The organism is Hyphomicrobium sp. LHD-15, assembly GCF_031157355.1.
GTDB lineage: Bacteria > Pseudomonadota > Alphaproteobacteria > Rhizobiales > Hyphomicrobiaceae > Hyphomicrobium_C.
The window spans coordinates 1,321,696-1,337,293 of sequence record NZ_JAVIFT010000001.1 but is presented as its reverse complement, the minus strand read 5'-3'; the positions used below and the strand labels follow the sequence as shown (position 1 = coordinate 1,337,293).

14 protein-coding genes and 1 tRNA gene are annotated in these 15,598 nt (G+C 60.9%); 6 read left to right on the top strand and 9 right to left on the bottom strand.

Going from position 1 to position 15,598, the window contains the following annotated elements; translation table 11 throughout:
• Window positions 1-36: 36 nt before the first annotated feature.
• Window positions 37-114 (top strand) — tRNA-Pro (locus RCO24_RS06010).
• Window positions 115-630: 516 nt separating this feature from the next.
• On the top strand, window positions 631-1,635 hold the full coding sequence (locus tag RCO24_RS06005) for a lipid A oxidase (protein WP_308960639.1): 1,005 nt from the start codon (window positions 631-633) through the stop codon (window positions 1,633-1,635).
• Window positions 1,636-1,655: 20 nt separating this feature from the next.
• On the opposite strand, the gene RCO24_RS06000 is transcribed toward RCO24_RS06005, so the two are convergent.
• From RCO24_RS06000 to RCO24_RS05960, 9 genes are all read right to left on the bottom strand, one after another.
• Window positions 1,656-2,180, bottom strand: coding sequence for a DUF2478 domain-containing protein (locus RCO24_RS06000; RefSeq protein WP_308960638.1), 525 nt, complete (start codon window positions 2,178-2,180; stop codon window positions 1,656-1,658).
• 188 nt (window positions 2,181-2,368) lie between these two features.
• Window positions 2,369-3,691 (bottom strand): porin, encoded by a 1,323-nt coding sequence (locus RCO24_RS05995; RefSeq protein ID WP_308960637.1) that lies wholly within the window; start codon window positions 3,689-3,691, stop codon window positions 2,369-2,371.
• 146 nt (window positions 3,692-3,837) lie between these two features.
• The gene (locus tag RCO24_RS05990) at window positions 3,838-5,115 is read right to left on the bottom strand and encodes a beta-ketoacyl-ACP synthase (protein WP_308960635.1); all 1,278 of its coding nucleotides are present in this window, start codon (window positions 5,113-5,115) and stop codon (window positions 3,838-3,840) included.
• Window positions 5,116-5,122: 7 nt separating this feature from the next.
• Window positions 5,123-6,352, bottom strand: coding sequence for a beta-ketoacyl-ACP synthase (locus tag RCO24_RS05985; RefSeq protein WP_308960633.1), 1,230 nt, complete (start codon window positions 6,350-6,352; stop codon window positions 5,123-5,125).
• Between the two features lie 16 nt (window positions 6,353-6,368).
• Window positions 6,369-7,409, bottom strand: coding sequence for a zinc-binding dehydrogenase (locus tag RCO24_RS05980; protein ID WP_308960631.1), 1,041 nt, complete (start codon window positions 7,407-7,409; stop codon window positions 6,369-6,371).
• A gap of 66 nt (window positions 7,410-7,475) precedes the next feature.
• Window positions 7,476-8,747 carry a beta-ketoacyl-ACP synthase gene (locus RCO24_RS05975; RefSeq protein WP_374990913.1) on the bottom strand — a complete coding sequence of 424 codons (1,272 nt, stop codon included), beginning with the start codon at window positions 8,745-8,747 and terminating at the stop codon, window positions 7,476-7,478.
• A gap of 23 nt (window positions 8,748-8,770) precedes the next feature.
• A complete protein-coding gene (locus RCO24_RS05970; protein ID WP_308960628.1) occupies window positions 8,771-9,988 on the bottom strand; it encodes a beta-ketoacyl-ACP synthase in 1,218 nt (405 codons plus the stop codon).
• Entirely contained in the window at window positions 9,988-10,458 is a 471-nt protein-coding gene (locus tag RCO24_RS05965) for a 3-hydroxyacyl-ACP dehydratase FabZ family protein (RefSeq protein WP_308960626.1), read from the bottom strand. Before RCO24_RS05965 ends, RCO24_RS05970 begins: the two co-directional genes overlap by 1 nt.
• Before the next feature lie 13 nt (window positions 10,459-10,471).
• Window positions 10,472-10,759, bottom strand: a complete 288-nt coding sequence (locus tag RCO24_RS05960; protein WP_308960624.1) for an acyl carrier protein — start codon at window positions 10,757-10,759, stop codon at window positions 10,472-10,474.
• Window positions 10,760-10,956: 197 nt separating this feature from the next.
• Between RCO24_RS05960 and RCO24_RS05955 the strand changes: the two genes are divergently transcribed.
• The 4 genes from RCO24_RS05955 to RCO24_RS05940 all read left to right on the top strand — a co-directional run bounded on the left by RCO24_RS05955 (window position 10,957) and on the right by RCO24_RS05940 (window position 15,576).
• Window positions 10,957-12,168 carry an SDR family oxidoreductase gene (locus RCO24_RS05955; RefSeq protein ID WP_308960622.1) on the top strand — a complete coding sequence of 404 codons (1,212 nt, stop codon included), beginning with the start codon at window positions 10,957-10,959 and terminating at the stop codon, window positions 12,166-12,168.
• Between the two features lie 10 nt (window positions 12,169-12,178).
• On the top strand, window positions 12,179-14,407 hold the full coding sequence (locus tag RCO24_RS05950) for an HAD-IIIC family phosphatase (RefSeq protein ID WP_308960620.1): 2,229 nt from the start codon (window positions 12,179-12,181) through the stop codon (window positions 14,405-14,407).
• Window positions 14,408-14,662, top strand: a complete 255-nt coding sequence (locus RCO24_RS05945; protein ID WP_308960618.1) for an acyl carrier protein — start codon at window positions 14,408-14,410, stop codon at window positions 14,660-14,662.
• A 221-nt stretch (window positions 14,663-14,883) separates the two neighbouring features.
• Entirely contained in the window at window positions 14,884-15,576 is a 693-nt protein-coding gene (locus RCO24_RS05940) for a Crp/Fnr family transcriptional regulator (RefSeq protein WP_308960617.1), read from the top strand.
• Window positions 15,577-15,598 lie beyond the last annotated feature (22 nt).

Sequence of the window (15,598 nt, the reverse complement as noted above, 5' to 3'; positions counted from 1 at the left end):
CTTGGCCTCATTGCCAGACATAAGGGGGGCCGAAGTCGGAGCGTAGCGCAGCCTGGTTAGCGCACCAGTCTGGGGGACTGGGGGTCGGAGGTTCAAATCCTCTCGCTCCGACCAATCTTTCAAGGACTTAGCTTTAGTCCGCCATCCCCCCCAAAATCCTCTAGCTATCACCGAGCTACCGCAATCTTACAGGCCCCCGATAAAAGTTGAGGGAAGCTGTGGGTCGCCTTCGCGGATCCTCCTGGCCGTTCTTTCTCCGGCGCTTCTTCCTTGAAGCGGTTGGGGAACAGAGCGAGACGACGCGACCGCAGCGTCACATTGCTGACGGAGACAGATGCCGAGGCTTCTTCGTTCTAGCCGTTGACCGTTCGAAAGCGTGACCGGCCCATTGTCGCCGATCGCGCTGTGCATTTCGCCTGTGCGCCGGCAACGCGCCTGAACCAATGCGCGTTCAGACACTCCACTCGGATCGCCTTTGTGAGCCCATAACGCGCGGCCGCTAGGCAAGGCTGATCGTGGTCAAGCTCCGTCACGCGACGGCTTGCTAAATCATCATGGCGTGCCCCCGTTGGGATCTGCTCCGGCGTCACGGCGTTGCGCGCTATCGTGGGTTCAAGGGACATCCTGCACATGGTTTCGACATTCCGGTCAGCACCCCTTCTCGGTTTGTCCGGCAGCGCCTTGATGGTCGCGGGGGCCGACAAGCTTTTCGCGGTTGCCGCAGCCGGTATTTTGTCGGTGATGGCGATTTCAGCGTGCATCAATCAGACGAGTGCGCCTGGCGACGCTTCGGATGCGGGCAATGAGGCGTCGTCGTCTCAGCCGCATGCCAGCTTAAACGGTACCGAGACGCTCGTTGCCGGCTATCTGGCACAGCCACTTTATAACCGCAGCGATGTTCACCTGAGGCGGGGCGACAATACCGACCTGACGCTCAAGGCGCTCGGGTGGGACGGCGACGCGCTGCGGTTTCCGATCGATGGCGGTGTGCGCGCCGTCACGGGTTCGGGTTCGTTCGGCTTCATGGTCGATTTTCTGCACAACAAGGCGGTGTCTCGTCTCGGCAAAGGCGCCCATGGCCGGAAGCTTGCCAACCCGGTTATCGAGGATGCGGACACGGTTGGCACGCTCAAGGGCGAACCTGCGCCAGCGCGGGTAAAACTCACGGACGTCTTCGAGCGCCTCGAATTCACTCACGGGCACAACGTGCTTTTGTTCACGCCAATCGTGCGGCTCGCAAACATCGCTCCGCGTATCCGACCGTATATCGGTCTCGGCGCGGGCTTTGCCTTGCCGCACGTCGAAGTGTGGTTTCCTGGAGAAGCAAAGGTGCTGCGCACCAGCGAATACCAGTATGCCGGGCCTGCCGTACAGGTGCTCGCCGGATTGGAAGTCAGAACTGGAAATGTGTCTTACTTTTTCGAGTACAAGTTCACCTATGCCTGGATCTCCGCAGCGTTGACCGGCGATCGATCGTGGCGCAATTTCGATATGCCGGGAGACCTCTTGAGGCAAGTCGGCCGGTGGTGGGGCGGCGAGGATCCAAAGCTCGGACGTATCACAACCACTCTTGCAGCCCATCAGGCCGTCGTAGGTGCCGGTTATTGGTTGAGCCGGCAGCCCGCGGCTCCGTAGCTCGGCGAGGAGAACCAGCCCTACGCTGATGATGACGCGCTCGATGCGACGGTTTCGCACCAGCGCAGGATCTCGTCACGAACAGGTGGGAGAAAGAACGGCTCTCCGCCCACGAAAGATCTCCACGCATCGAGATGCATCCGTTTCACCCCGACCAGGATCGGCACATCCAGCACGACGGCGTTCTCGATCATGGATCGGAAGCCATGGCCATCGGTCTCGCGCTTGCCGAAGCGGTTGATGACAACAAGTCTTGTGTCTGGATCGAGAGACGACGACGCCAAACCGACGGAGTCTTCGAGCGCCCCTGTGTCGAGCCGGCACCCTGACGCGGACGGACCAAGGGGATCAGCGGCTTCGATGCATGTTCCTGTCGCAAGATCCTCGAGCGTCATCTCGCATCGGCTGTTGCGCACAGCGCCGGGCGATTGCACGGCGCCGGCCAGCTTCCAACCTGCCGCGCGCAGATGGAGCGCGACATCGGCCAGCAACGTATCGACTACGGATCCCTGATCGCCTTCATATAAAAGTGCTGCGATGTTCATCGATTGTCTCGAAGCTCGGGCGCGCGGTTAGGAGGGTTTGCCCCTCCTTGGGTTCCGAAAAGCAAAACAGAAACCAAGGTGTCTGGCGTTGATCTCAGTTAAGAGCACCGCTTTTGTTGAGGACACTAGAAGTTTAGCAGCGCGCGACGAGGCTATGTATCCTCGAGCCGCTGACGCTGCAATTGCCCTCAGAAGGAGACGAGGGCGCCGAAACTAACGAAAGTTGCATCATCGAGATCTTTAGCCGCGGGCGACAGAGATGGCCCGCTGATGTTGGCTTCATAACGTTGATACTTGAGGTAGATCGTCGTCGATGCGGCGTCGATTTCCTGGGCGATGCCACCGCCGAAGCGGTCGAACGTACTTGAAGTCGCCCCAAGCGCCAGGACGGCGGGACCAAGTTGATCATTGTAGCGAGCGTAGTCTCCATAGACAATCGTCGCCCCGAGCGGGTTCCACGCTCTGCGCAAGCCAGCTTTGACGTACCAGTGCTCGCCGTCCTTCGCGTGCGTCCCATTCAGAAGCAACGTATCGTTGTTGTCCTCGTGCCCGTAGGCGGCATGTACGAAAAGTCCCGTTGCGATGTGCTGTGCGTAGCCGCCGACTTGGAAGAATTGCGAATCCTTCCGTGCGGACACCGCTGCGCCGGTCACCGTCTCATCATGCATGTCGGAGTAGCCGACGCCGAGCGAGATCTTGAAGCCTGAAATCTCTCCTGCATAACGGCCGGCCACCTCCCAGAAGTCGTCCGCTCCCCACGAGGCAGAAACGGTGAAGCCACCGATCGTAGGGCTGTCGTAGCGCACTCCGTTCATCACAAGTCCGTTGCAGTCGCCGCCGAGGGGAAGAGACTGAGAATAGCAGTATGCGAGCTGTCCCCAGGTAAGGCCTGCAGGATTGAGGTCGCCGCCGGAGCGGATTGTGAACTGTGGAAAGCCGGCAAGCATCGTGTAGTTGTCGAGGATCTGCGTGCCGGAGAGATCTGTGAACATGGCCGCGCTCTTGGCCGCATTCGCAAGCTTGCCGACCGAAAACTTACCGAGACTGTCGCTTTGCAAGTACCAGAACGCCATTTGCGCATTGGGGGCGTCGTTCTTGGTGCCGTTGAGTTGGTTTATTGCGTTGGCTCCGCCCGCGAAGGCGTTTCCGGTGAGGTCCTGGATGCGCAGCATGTAGCCCGCCGACCATCCCGGCGCGATGGCTGCTTTGCCGTTGAACTTGAAATGCGATGCCTGTGTTGGGCCGAGGCCGTGGATGTAGGCGTTGCTTTCAGCGCCGTCGTCCCAGGCCGTGATCTCCTGGACGATATAGCCCGAGATCGTGAGTGAGACCTTGGGATTTCCCTTGCGCGCCGTCGTGGCTTCGAGCTCTGCAATCCGCTCTTCGATGTCGGCGCAACAGGCGCCTCCGAAATCAGCGGCTGACGCTGGCAGGAAGCTCATGACCACCCCAGCTGCCGCCAAAGCCACAAGCTTGAGCGGCTGGAATGCCGTCGATGCGCGTTGTCCCATCTTCCATCTCCTCGTGCGAATTCCAACGCGCGACGACTCGGATTGTGAGCGCGAACTGCAATTCATTCCAGATGTGATCCCATCGATGAAAGGGCCTCGAGATGAAAAATCTCGCTCTGTCTGATTTGGATCAGGACGTGGCGGCGTCATAGAGGAGCGCCGAGGACGAGACACACATTCTGCCCGCCGAAACCGAACGAGTTCGAAAGGACTGTCCTCACCTCGGCGGGACGCGCCGAGTTAGCAACGGCGTCGATCGGGATCTCGGGATCTGGGGTGACGTAGTTGATTGTTGGCGGCAATACGCCGTTTTGGATCGTTAGCAGCGAAAACACCGCTTCTATGGCTCCGGAGGCTGAGAGCGTATGGCCGATCATCGACTTGTTCGAGCTGGCCGGTGTCGTCGTGAGGTGATCGCCCAGCACCGCGCGAAGCGACATGTATTCCATTTTATCGTTCTCGGGCGTGCTGGTGCCGTGGGCATTGACGTAGTCGATATCCCCAGGGTCGACGCCTGCATCGGCGACGGCATTTCGGATTGCCCCAATGATCGCCGTGCCGTCAGGCTTGGAACGTGTACGGTGGTAGTCGTCGGCCTTCTCGCCGCATCCCAGAACAATGCCGAGGACATTGGCGCCTCGTGCAATCGCGGCCTGATAAGATTCGAGAACCAGGGCGCCAGCGCCTTCCGCCATTACAAACCCATCGCGTTCTTTGGAGAACGGTCGCGACGCCTCGGCCGGGGCGTCGTTTCGCGTTGAGAGCGCGGACAGCAGCGAGAAGCGGATCAAAGCCTCGATCTGCACCGAGCTGTCGGTGCCGATGCAGAGTGCGGCCGTCGTATCTCCGCGCCGGATGGCTTCGACGCCAAGTTGGATTGCCGTTGCGCCGGACGCGCAAGCGGTCGACACAGAGACAGGCAGGCCCCGCGTCCCAAGCCGACGAGCCACACATTCGGCGACGCTCGCAAACTGGGAAATGGCGTGCAGCTCGCGCCACTCCGAACCGCGCGCGGCGGCAAGCAGGCGCTTGTATCCCGTTTCGGTGGATGTCGATGACGCATCGTAGAGGGCCCGGCGTTGCGGCCACTCGATTTCGGCGGGCGGTGTGGCGAGGTAGAGCGGCCCCGGAAACGTCGAGGACGCGATGCGGGCCTGCTCGATTGCCTCTGTTGCCGCCGCGATCGCCATTGCCGCCGAGAGCGCAGACGCGGAGTAGGGTTCGATACCCAGAAATTCGACGGTGCCGGCAATGGTTGTGCGCAGGCCATCGGTTGGAAATCGCGTGATTGGACGAATGCCGGAGCGGCCCGTCTTTAGAGCTGCCCAGTTGTCTTCCTTTCCCTGCCCGAGCGATGTCACGACGCCCAGTCCCGTCACTGCGACGAGCGGCCGACCTTTGCTGTCACGATAGGCGTTGGTCATCGTGGCCTCACTGGATTGCTTCGATGAGGGCAAGTCCTTCGCCGCGCCAGTGACCAACACCCGTGACAAGCACGCGCTCGATCGCTGCGGAAAACGGACGTTCTATCTCCGACGGTTCCGTAGGTGCGAGAGCGGTTCCATGCTTCAGGGCAAGCGCAGCCAGAGCAATGCCCATCGGAAAGTGAGCTTCGACGCCATGCCCAACAGCGCTGCCGAAAGCACGTATCGCTGTTTCATGATCGAGCGATGCGAGCCGGGAGAGAAAGAGCAGCTCCTCGCTGGTTGCCGGCTCGGTGCCGCTTGCACCGCTGAAGGTCAGGAGCGGTCCGTCCGGGATATCGCTCCAAATACGACTTAGGAGTTGCGTTAGCGCATGCAGCACCGTTTCTCCGGGCTCTCGACTTGTCCGATCCGTTTCGATGGCCGAAATTTTCGCATAGGCTTTTGCGCATCGAGCGCGCGCATGCGCGCTTGATTCAAGCACGATGAAGGCGCCGACGCTGCCGGGAATGAAGCCGCCACCGTCACCCCGCCTCTCCCACACCTGTCGGAAGGGGCCACGCCACAGATTGTGGCCGATCTCGTAGCCGAGCAGCAAGTCCTCGCGCTCGGCGTTGAGCGCACCGCCGACGAGGATGACGTCGGCTTGCGCGGCCTGGATACGGCGAAACGCGTTCTCCATCGCAGCAAGGCCCGCCATCTCCTCACCCATGAACGTGCGGGATGAGCCCGTCACATTGTGGACAATTGAGATGTTCCCCGCGAGCATGTTGGAGAGCTGGGCAAGAAACAAGGTCGGACGCAGGGCACTCGGCAGCACTTCCTTGGCGAGCAGAGCGGCATCATCGCGCGGGCCAAGCTTGTCGAGCACCTCGCAGTCAACCTTGGTATCGCGCTCGCCGCTGCCTGCGGCAACGACGAGATGAGTGCGGTCGAGAAGGTCGGCATTTCCGGCGATTCCGGCATCGGACAATGCCAGACCTGCCGCGTGCACGCCGATCCGCTGCCAGAGCTCCATCTGCCGCTGATCGCTCTTTTTCGGGATTTGGCTCGAGAAGTCGAGCGGGGCCAGAGGATGAATGGGATAGGGAGCATAGCGAGACTCGTCCAGCGCGGGGCGCACGGCAGGGCCGCCAGAGAAAAGTCGCGCGACGTGTTCGTCGGCATTGGCGCCGAGCGAGCTGACGAGCCCGATACCTGTGATCCAAACGTCGTTTCTGCGCGTCGCGTTGCTCACTTGCTCTCCTGATCGACTAGAGGGCGATCACGATCTTGCCGAAAACGTCGCGAGCTTCCAGACGCTCCAGGCCATTCTCGATCTCGTCGAGGCCGATGACGGTATCGATCATCGGAGCAACGAGGCCTTTGGCCATCTTCTCCATGGAACTTTCCATATTTTTCATCCGACAACCGAAGCTGCCGATTAGACGTAACTGCCGTTGGAACAGCAAATAGAGGTTCGTGCTTGCGGCGACGCCGGTGGTGGATCCGCAGGTCACGAGCCGTCCTCCGCGCTTGAGCGACATGATGCTTCCTTCCCACGTATCCGGTCCCACGTGCTCGAACACCACGTCGACTCCCTGGCGATCGGTGATCTTTCGCACACGGCCAGAGACACGCTCCTCGCGGTAGTTGATGACGTGGTCGGCGCCGAGAGCGATAACCTTTTTCGCCTTTTCTGCGCTGCCGACCGTCGCGATCACTGTTGCGCCAGCGGCCTTGGCAAGCTGGATGGCAGCTGTTCCAATTCCGCTGCCGCCGGCTTGGACGAGTACTGTCTCGCCGGCTTTGAGATTGGCATTGTCGAACAGCATGTGCTCGACGGTTCCGAAGGTAATCGGTGAACAGGCGGCGGCGACAACGTTGAGGCCCTTGGGCGCCTTGACGGCGATGCGCGCAGGCACGTTGATGCGCTCGCGCAGAAAGCCGTCGATATGAAAGCCGTACATTGCGGCCGGACCTTCGCAAAAATTGTCGCGACCCTCCCGGCACGCCGGACAGGTGCCGCAGGTTTTGGCGCCGTAGAGGGCGACTGTGTCGCCCGGAAACAGGTTCTCGACGGCATCTCCGACGGCGATCACGTCACCTGCCGCCTCCGCGCCGAGAATGATCGGCAGCTTGCGCTCGGCAAAGGCCATACCGCGCCAGCTCCATACGTCGATATGATTTAGGGCGACGGCGCGGATGCGTACCTTCACCTCGTCCGGCTCGGGAGCGGGCGGATCATCGACGGAGTTGATCAGCACATAGCGCTTTCCACGAAGCTCGGCCGCACGCGTTGTCGTACTGCGCATTCGAACACCTTCGCTACCGTACATGAGAGACCTTTTCGAATTCCGTGAAGTCCACCGTGTGCTTCGTCATGCAGGCTCTCCCGAAAAAACGGCGCAGACGTTCTGACCGCCAAATCCGAACGAATTGGAGAGCACGGTAGAGACGCGGGCGGTCCGGCTGGTGTTGGGAACCACGTCGAGCGGAAGATCGGGATCCGGCTCGTCGTAATTGATGGTGGGTGGCAGAACGCCGGTGTTGAGGGTGAGCACCGAGAGAACCGCTTCCACAGAGCCTGCTGCAATAAGCGTATGCCCGATCATGGACTTGCAGGAGCTGATTGGCGTGCGAGCAAGATGCTCGCCAAGCACCGCATGAAGAGAGAGGTATTCCATCTTGTCGTTCTCTGGGGTGCTGGTGCCGTGCGCGTTGACATAGTCGATCTCTTCGGGCGAGACGCCGGCGTCGGCGAGGGCCCTGCGGATCGATGCAATCATCGCTGCGCCGTCGGGGCTCGAGCGTGTGCGATGATAATCGTCTGCCTTCTCGCCACATCCGCGTACGACGGCCAGAATCTTTGCTCCGCGCGCCTTCGCTGCATCGTAGGATTCGAGGACCAGTGCGCCAGCGCCCTCCGCCATGACAAAGCCGTCGCGGCGTTTCGAGAATGGCCTCGAAGCCTTTTTGGGATCCTCGTTCGCTGTCGACAGCGCCGAAAGGAGGGAAAACCGGATCAGCCCTTCGGGGTGGACGGTCGCGTCGGTACCGACGCAGAGGGCCGCGTCGGCATCACCGCGCCGGATGGACTCCAGGCCGATCTGGATCGCCGTCGCCCCCGATGCGCAGGCGGTGCAGATCGATAGCGGCTCGCCCTGCGTGCCGAAACGCTCTTGCAGGCGATCCGCGATCGCAGCAAAGCGGACGTGCTTCGCCAAGTCTGCGAACAACCCGGTACGGGCATTTGCAAGAATTCGCTGGTAGCCGGTGAGATCGCCACCGGGATCGTGATCATGGAGCCGATCGAGGTGAGGCCACTCGAGCTCCGACGGGGGCGTTGCGACAATAAGAGGGCCGGGAAAGCGCGACACGCTTCCGATGCGTGCCTGAACGATCGCCTCGCTGGCTGCGGCTTCGGCCATCGCCATCGACAAATCGTAAGCCGACGTAGGGGTAATATCGAAATCGTCGACGGTTCCGGCGATCGTAGATCGGAGCCCGTCCGTCGGAAAGCGCGTGATGGGCTTCACGCCCGAGTGCCCGGCTGTGAGCCTGCTCCAGCACAAGTCTGCGCCGACGCCGAGCGAAGTCACGAGGCCAATTCCGGTAACGACGACCACCGGTCGGCCTTTCTGATCCAGCATTCGGCTGCCCATACCGGTCGCTCTCACCATGCAGACTGGACCAGCGCCAACGCCTCGCCGCGCCAATGACCGAACGTGGTTACGAGAACGCGATCGGGATGCGACTTGGCGTCACCCTTGTCCTCAAATGCGTCGAACGGCGGATAGAAGGCATCGTTGGATACGGCCAAGGAAGCGAGTGCAAGACCTGCAAAGAAGTGAGCTTCGAGCGAATGCCCAAGCGCACTTCCCCAAGCCCTCACGACAGGCTTGAATTTCTGCCGTTCCAGTTCGGCGAGGAACTGCAATTCTTCCGACGTCGCTGGCTCGACACCGCTCGCGCCGGAAAGAACTCCGATATCTTCGTTTGCCGGATTGAGCCGAAGGTCTTTGAAGAGGCTGGCTGCAACGGAAGAGGCTTCTCCGACACGTCGCCGTGAGCGGTCCGAAACAATACCGGATATACGCGCGTAGGGAACGACGCCTCGCCGGCGGGCGTGCTCGGCGGCCTCGAGCACCAGAAATGCGCCGACGCTGCCAGGCACGAGGCCGCCGCCCTGCGGCCGGCGTTGCCAGACGGAGTGGTGAGGTCCGCTATACAATGAACCGGCAAGCTCGCAGCCGAGCAGGACATCCTCTCGCTCGGCATTGAGTGCCCCGCCGACGAGAAACACCTCTCCTTGGCCGGCCTCGATCCTATTGACTGCGTCAGCGACCGCCGATGCGCCGGCCATCTCTTCACCTTTGAAGGTGCGCGATGACCCCGTCGCCTTGTGTACGATCGAGATGTTGCCCGCCAGCAGGTTGGAAAGTTGGCCGAGGTAAAGCGTGGGCCTCAGCCCCGTCGCAAGATTTTGGTTGAGGTAGGCGCCTTGCGCGCCGTCCGCGTGGTTGCCGGCGAGAATGCGGGAATCCAGCGCGATATCGCGTTCACCGTTGCCGGCTGCGATGCACAGATGCGTCTTTTCGAGAAGCTCCTGATCGCCGGCAATATCGGCATCCGCCAGGGCCAGTCCTGCAGCATAGACGCCGATCCGTTGCCAGCGTTCCATCTGGCGTTGATCGCTGGTCCGGGGGATCTGCTTCGAGAAGTCGATGTCGGCGAGGGGATGAACCGTGTAGGGCGCAAAACGCTGGGGATCGATAACCGGTCGAAGCGTTCCCGCGCCGCAGAGCTTGTTCCAGTGCAGAGCCGCACCCTCACCGAGAGAGCTGATAAGCCCGATGCCGGTGATCCAAACTTGGTCGCACGCTTTCGCCATTAGCCGGCCTCCACCGTTCTGAGGAACCCCAGCCTCTGGCCTTCCTGTTTGACGTGCTGCGCGAGCGCGTCTGAGGGAAAGGCCAGGATGCGCATCATAAGCTGCGCATCGCCTACGCGCTGGCCGCCGCATTCGAGACTAGTCGCCATCACCGCATAGCCCGACCCGGAATGAAGGCGTGAAGCCGTTACCTGCAACGTGGATCCCGGCATTACGAACGAGCGAAAGTTGGCTGTCTTGGCGCTCGCCAAGAACGGCATGCGCGCAAAGCCTTCGAGACTCATGAGCAAGTATCCGGCGGCTTGCGCCATCGTTTCGAGAAGAAGAACGCCCGGCATGATGGGATGTCCGGGGAAGTGTCCCTCGAAGACGGGGCTCTTGAGCGGCACATGCGCCACCGCAACGAGGGACGCCTTTTCGGTGTCAAGCGTCTCGATCCCATCGAGCATCTGGAAGTATTCAAGCCGCATTGTTGCCGATGCCCTATCCGGCAGCTGAGACGCGCAAGGAATCGATTTGGGCGCAGAGGTTCCCTATGATGAAATAGTCGTCGCCCTTGTCCTTTCCCTCATTGACGCGCGCAATCCAGTCTTCGACGGGAAGCTTGATCCCGAACGTCTGATCGATCTCGAAAGTGATGTCGAGGAATGCGAGGCTGTCGACGCCCAGATCCTCTTTGACGTGACTCTGCAGCGTGATGCGTTCCACGGGAACGTCGCTGGTGGATGAGATGATGCCGGCAACGGTTTCGTAGGTTGAGGCCATTTGCATGCTCCGAGATTGGCAAACGTGAGGGGACGCCACGGCTCACACACCGCCAGCCTCGATCCGGAGTGCGAGCCTGGTTTGGCGTGACACTTCGGCTCTAGCAGTGCTGCCCGCTTGGCCACTTAACAGAAGTCAAATCTGCATCGGATGGTGTTGGCTATCGCCTTTGCAGGGCAGAGCAGCCGGATTGGGCACCAACAATGACTTCCAGCGGATCAGACCGAATTCTGGAGCTGAGGATTGGACAGGCTGAGAGCTTGTTCCGCACGATCACGGCCGAGGACGTGGCCGCGTTCGCGCGCTTGTCCGGTGACCACAATGCACTCCACGTCGATGATGAATTTGCCGCACGCACCGAGTTCGGTCAGCGTGTCGTGCACGGCTTCCTTCACGCGAGCCTTCTCTCGACCTTGGTGGGAATGAAGCTGCCCGGACGCGGAGCGCTTTATGTCTCCCAGGGTATCGAGTTTACGAAGCCGGTTTTCATCGGAGACACCGTCGAGGCGCGCGCGACGGTCGAGAAGATCGATCGGGATACGCGCCTCGTCACGCTTCGGACGGAAATCCTGCGATCCGACGGTAGTTGCGTCATGCGCGGAGTGGCGACAGTGAAGGTTCTTCGCTTCGCCGAGCAGGAGCGGCCAGCAATTCCAGTAGTGTCATCGCGTCTTCTCGAAGGACGCGTCGCGCTCGTCAGCGGGGCGTCGCGCGGCATTGGCAGGGCGGTGGCGCGCCTTTTCGGACAGCATGGCGCAAAGGTCTGGGTCAATTATCACAAGAGCCAGACCGCAGCAGATGCCATTGCGCGGGAGATTGTCGAAGCCGGGGGGCATTGCCGGACAGTCCAAGCCGACGTCACGCGAGAGGTGGATGTCAGGCAAATGATCGAGCAGGTCACGGCCGATGGTGGCCTCGATATTCTCGTCAACAGCGCGGGTCCCAAAATCCTGTCCGCTCCCTTCACGCGGCTTAGTTGGAGCGACCTTGCCACTGCCTACGACCATATCGTCGGGAGCGCCTTCCGCGTCACGCAGGCGGCGCTGCCTGCTTTGAAGGCTAATCGAGGCAAGGTCATTATGGTGCTGTCCTCCGCCGCCCTCGGTCGGACCGCCCACAACTGGCTGCCATACGTCGCAGCCAAGAGCGCTCTGCTGGCGATGAGCAAAAACCTGGCGCAGGAACTCGGGCCGGACGGAATTACGGTGAACATGATCTCGCCGTCCCTGGTCGAGACCGATCTGGTGGCCAACGTTCCGGATCGCATGCGGGAGATGACGATTTCGCGGACGCCCTTGCGCCGTCTGGCGACGCCGGAGGATGTGGCTGGCGCAGCGTTGATGCTCGCCTCTCCCTATGCCGGCTTTATCACCGGCGAGAACCTGCTCGTCACGGGCGGCGAGCACATGCACTGAGGAGAAGTGGATGTCATCAGCATCATCCTATTGGCAAAGCGGAGCAGGTGCAGGTCGGCCGGGGCTTGCGCTGGCGACGGAGGACAAAATTGGCGAAATCGTCGATGCGGTCATTGCGGCGGCGCCGGAATGCCTGCGCCAGCGCGTCATTCTGCCGGCCATCGACTGGTCCAAGGTCCCGCCGCCGAAGGTTAGTTTGTTGTTGTTGTCGCTCGCCGAGGCAGGTCTATCGGTTCCGCGATGGCTTTCGAAGGCCCTGCTTCTGGCGGGCCACAAATTGGATGCCGGCTCGGCTCAGACGCTAACTGCAAGTCTGGCGGTGCTGAACCGCCTCAATGCCGCGTCCGGTGAGTGGAACGAACGCGAGGCGGTTTCCGGCGCCATCGCCACTTTAGCCTACGACCCCGATATTGATCCCGCGGTTGTAGGCGCGTTGCTGCGGAGGCTCATGGCCCTGAGTTGGGACGAGGAAGCGCTTCGTCTGGCGTTGGCGCACTATCATCGCATGCCGCACATTCTCAATCAAATTGGCGATCTTCTCGAGACTCATGTTGCGCAACTGCCAGCCGCGAGGCTTCACGTCTCTGGATCTTCCACGACTTGGACATTGATCGAGGCAATTCGCCCGGCGTTTGCAGTGGAGGGCGTGAGGGCTGAGATCGCGGAAGGCCTTTACGGGAGCGCACTGTCGGATCTCATAACCCCGCCAACGGACGTCGATGCACTTGTCGTGTTGCTCGACTTCGAAAGCCTTTTACCGCGGGATTGGCGACTTGGATCGCATGACTTGGAAAATCGGCTCGTTGCGGAAGCGGAAGTCTTGGCGAATGCGTTAGAAGCATTTTCCACCCGGACTCATGTGCCGTTGCTGATCAACACCCTCCCGGTGCCGTCCGCGCCAACGGCGGGCTTTTTGGATCGCAGCCATGCCACAGGACTTCGGCGTGCAGTCGACATATTGAACGCGCGCATCTTCGACGCAGCGGAGCGATCGAGCCGCATCGTCGTCATCGACGCCGACCAAGCGCTCTCCTCGATCTCCGTGCAAGAGCAGGCCGATCCCAAGCTCTGGTATTACGGCAGGATCGCGTACTCTGCCGATGCCACGCGGCTCATGGCTCGGGCGTTCGCGGAAGCTTGGCAGCTGCAGGGGCGGGGCCGGGCGAAGGTATTGGCCGTCGATTTCGACAACACGCTGTGGGGCGGCGTATACAGCGACGACGGTCCGGAGCGGCTTGCCTGCAGCCATGATTTTCCGGGCAACGCGTATCAAGCCCTCCAAAAGGAATGCTTGAGGCTGAAAGGGCAGGGGCTGCTGCTGGTTGCGTTGAGCAAGAACAACGCCGATGCCATTTCCGTGTTCGAGCAGCATCCGGGCATGGTGCTTCGAGCGGACGATTTCTCAGCCACGGCTATCAACTGGCAGCCGAAGCCCGAAAATATCCGCAAGCTCGCAGCCGATCTCAATCTCGGACTGGACACCTTCCTGTTCATCGACGACAGCCCGCACGAGCGCGAAGCGATGCGGCGGCTATGTCCGGAGGTGATGGTTCCGGAGATGCCTTCGGATCCTGCCGAACGGCCGATTTGGCTTCGGCGGCTCGCAGCGACCTGGCCCGTCCGTATTACGGCCGAGGATGAAACACGTGCGACGCTCTATGCCGTCGAGCGAGAGGCACGGAAGGCCAAGGTAGGTGCCGCGAGCATCGATCAGTTTCTCGCGGGCCTCGAGCAGAATCTGGTCTTGAGCTTCGTGAGCAGCAAGACCGCGGCGCGTGCAGCGCAGATGCATCAGCGGACTAATCAGTTCAATTTGACGACGCTGCGTCTGACGGAATCCGACATTGCGCGGTACATGAACGACGAGGCTAGCGGCATCGCGGTGCAGGGCCGTGTGATCGACAAGTTCGGAGATCATGGTCTCGTTGTTGCCGCCACGGTTGATATCGATGCTGGAGAGGCGATTATTCGCACGCTTGTCATGAGCTGCCGCGTGATCGGCCGCGAGATCGAGCGGGCATTTGTGGGCGAGCTGCTGCGTGCGCTCGCGCGGCGCGGCATACGCCGCGTTCGCGGAGAATTTGTTCCAACTCCGAAGAACGCCATGGTGCGGGATTTCTACGCGTCCTGTGGCTTCACGCAGACAAGCACGGACGCAGGCAGAACCACGTGGCTGTTTGTTCGCGACGCCAGCGATGAGCCGGCTTCGACCTTTGTGACGGCAAGCTGGGAGATATAAATGGACGCAAGTGCATCTGAGACGACTGTGTCCTATCCGGAGATCATATCGATATTCGCTGACGTGTTTCAGTACACCGGTCCCCTTACGCGGACGACCTCTCCGGAAGATATCTCGAGATGGGACTCGCTTCAGCACATCGCTCTGGTACGCGAGCTGGAAATGGCGTTCTCCATTCGTCTTTCCATGGATGAGATGATGGAAATTCGCAGCGTGGCTGACATCGAGACCGTGCTTCAGCGCCACGGCTTATGAGAGACGCCGCATGGCACCCGAGGCTGTGGTGATCGCAGGCGTCGATCGATCAAACGAATTTGATCGAGGTGATCTGCGTTGGGCGGAATTTCGCTTGAACGCCAACGGGCGACATTGAGCTGTGGCAAAAAGGCGTGGCTGCGACTTGTCTTGCGTCAAGTTGGATCGGCGCGGGGCGGCGCAAGAAGGAACTCGGATGAAGCCGACATCTAGGCTCAGTCATGGACCCTGCTGATTGGGATATCGTCAAGTCCACCCCGCTTTTTGGTGCGATGCCACTACAAACGGCGCAGGTGCTCGTCGGAAATACGATGCCGCGCCAATACGAAAAGGGGGCTACCCTTTTTCTGCAGGGTGAACCCGCGGCCGCGTTTTTTATCGTTCTCGATGGATGGGTGAAGATCTATCGAACGACGCCGGACGGTCTTGAGGTGGTGCTGCACGTCTTCACGCGCGGCGAGACGTTTGCGGAAGCCGCCATATTCCTCGGGGGGCGCTATCCAGCTAGCGGCGAGACTGTAGCTGCATCGCGCCTGCTCAGGGTGGAGGGCACGGCCTTTCGCAGCCGTATTGAGGAGCGTCCGGCGTTGGCCATGTCGATGCTGGCCTCGGCGTCCTATCAGCTCAAGTTCCTGGTTGAGCAGATTGAGCAGATTAAAGTGCGCTCGGCCCCGCAAAGGATTGCGGATTTCATGGTCCGCCTGACGCAAGTCCGAAAAGGCACGGCCGTCATAGAGCTTCCGTTCGAGAAGGGACTTCTCGCCAACCGGCTCGGAATGAAGCCTGAGAGCTTCTCGCGCGCACTTGCCCATCTGCGTGCGCACGGCGTGACGGTCGAGCGCGGAACCGTCAACATCGCCGATATTGGACGTCTCCTTAGCTTCGTCGAATATGCACCCGAAGACGAGGCCTAGACCTAGACAAAGGCTGGCTATT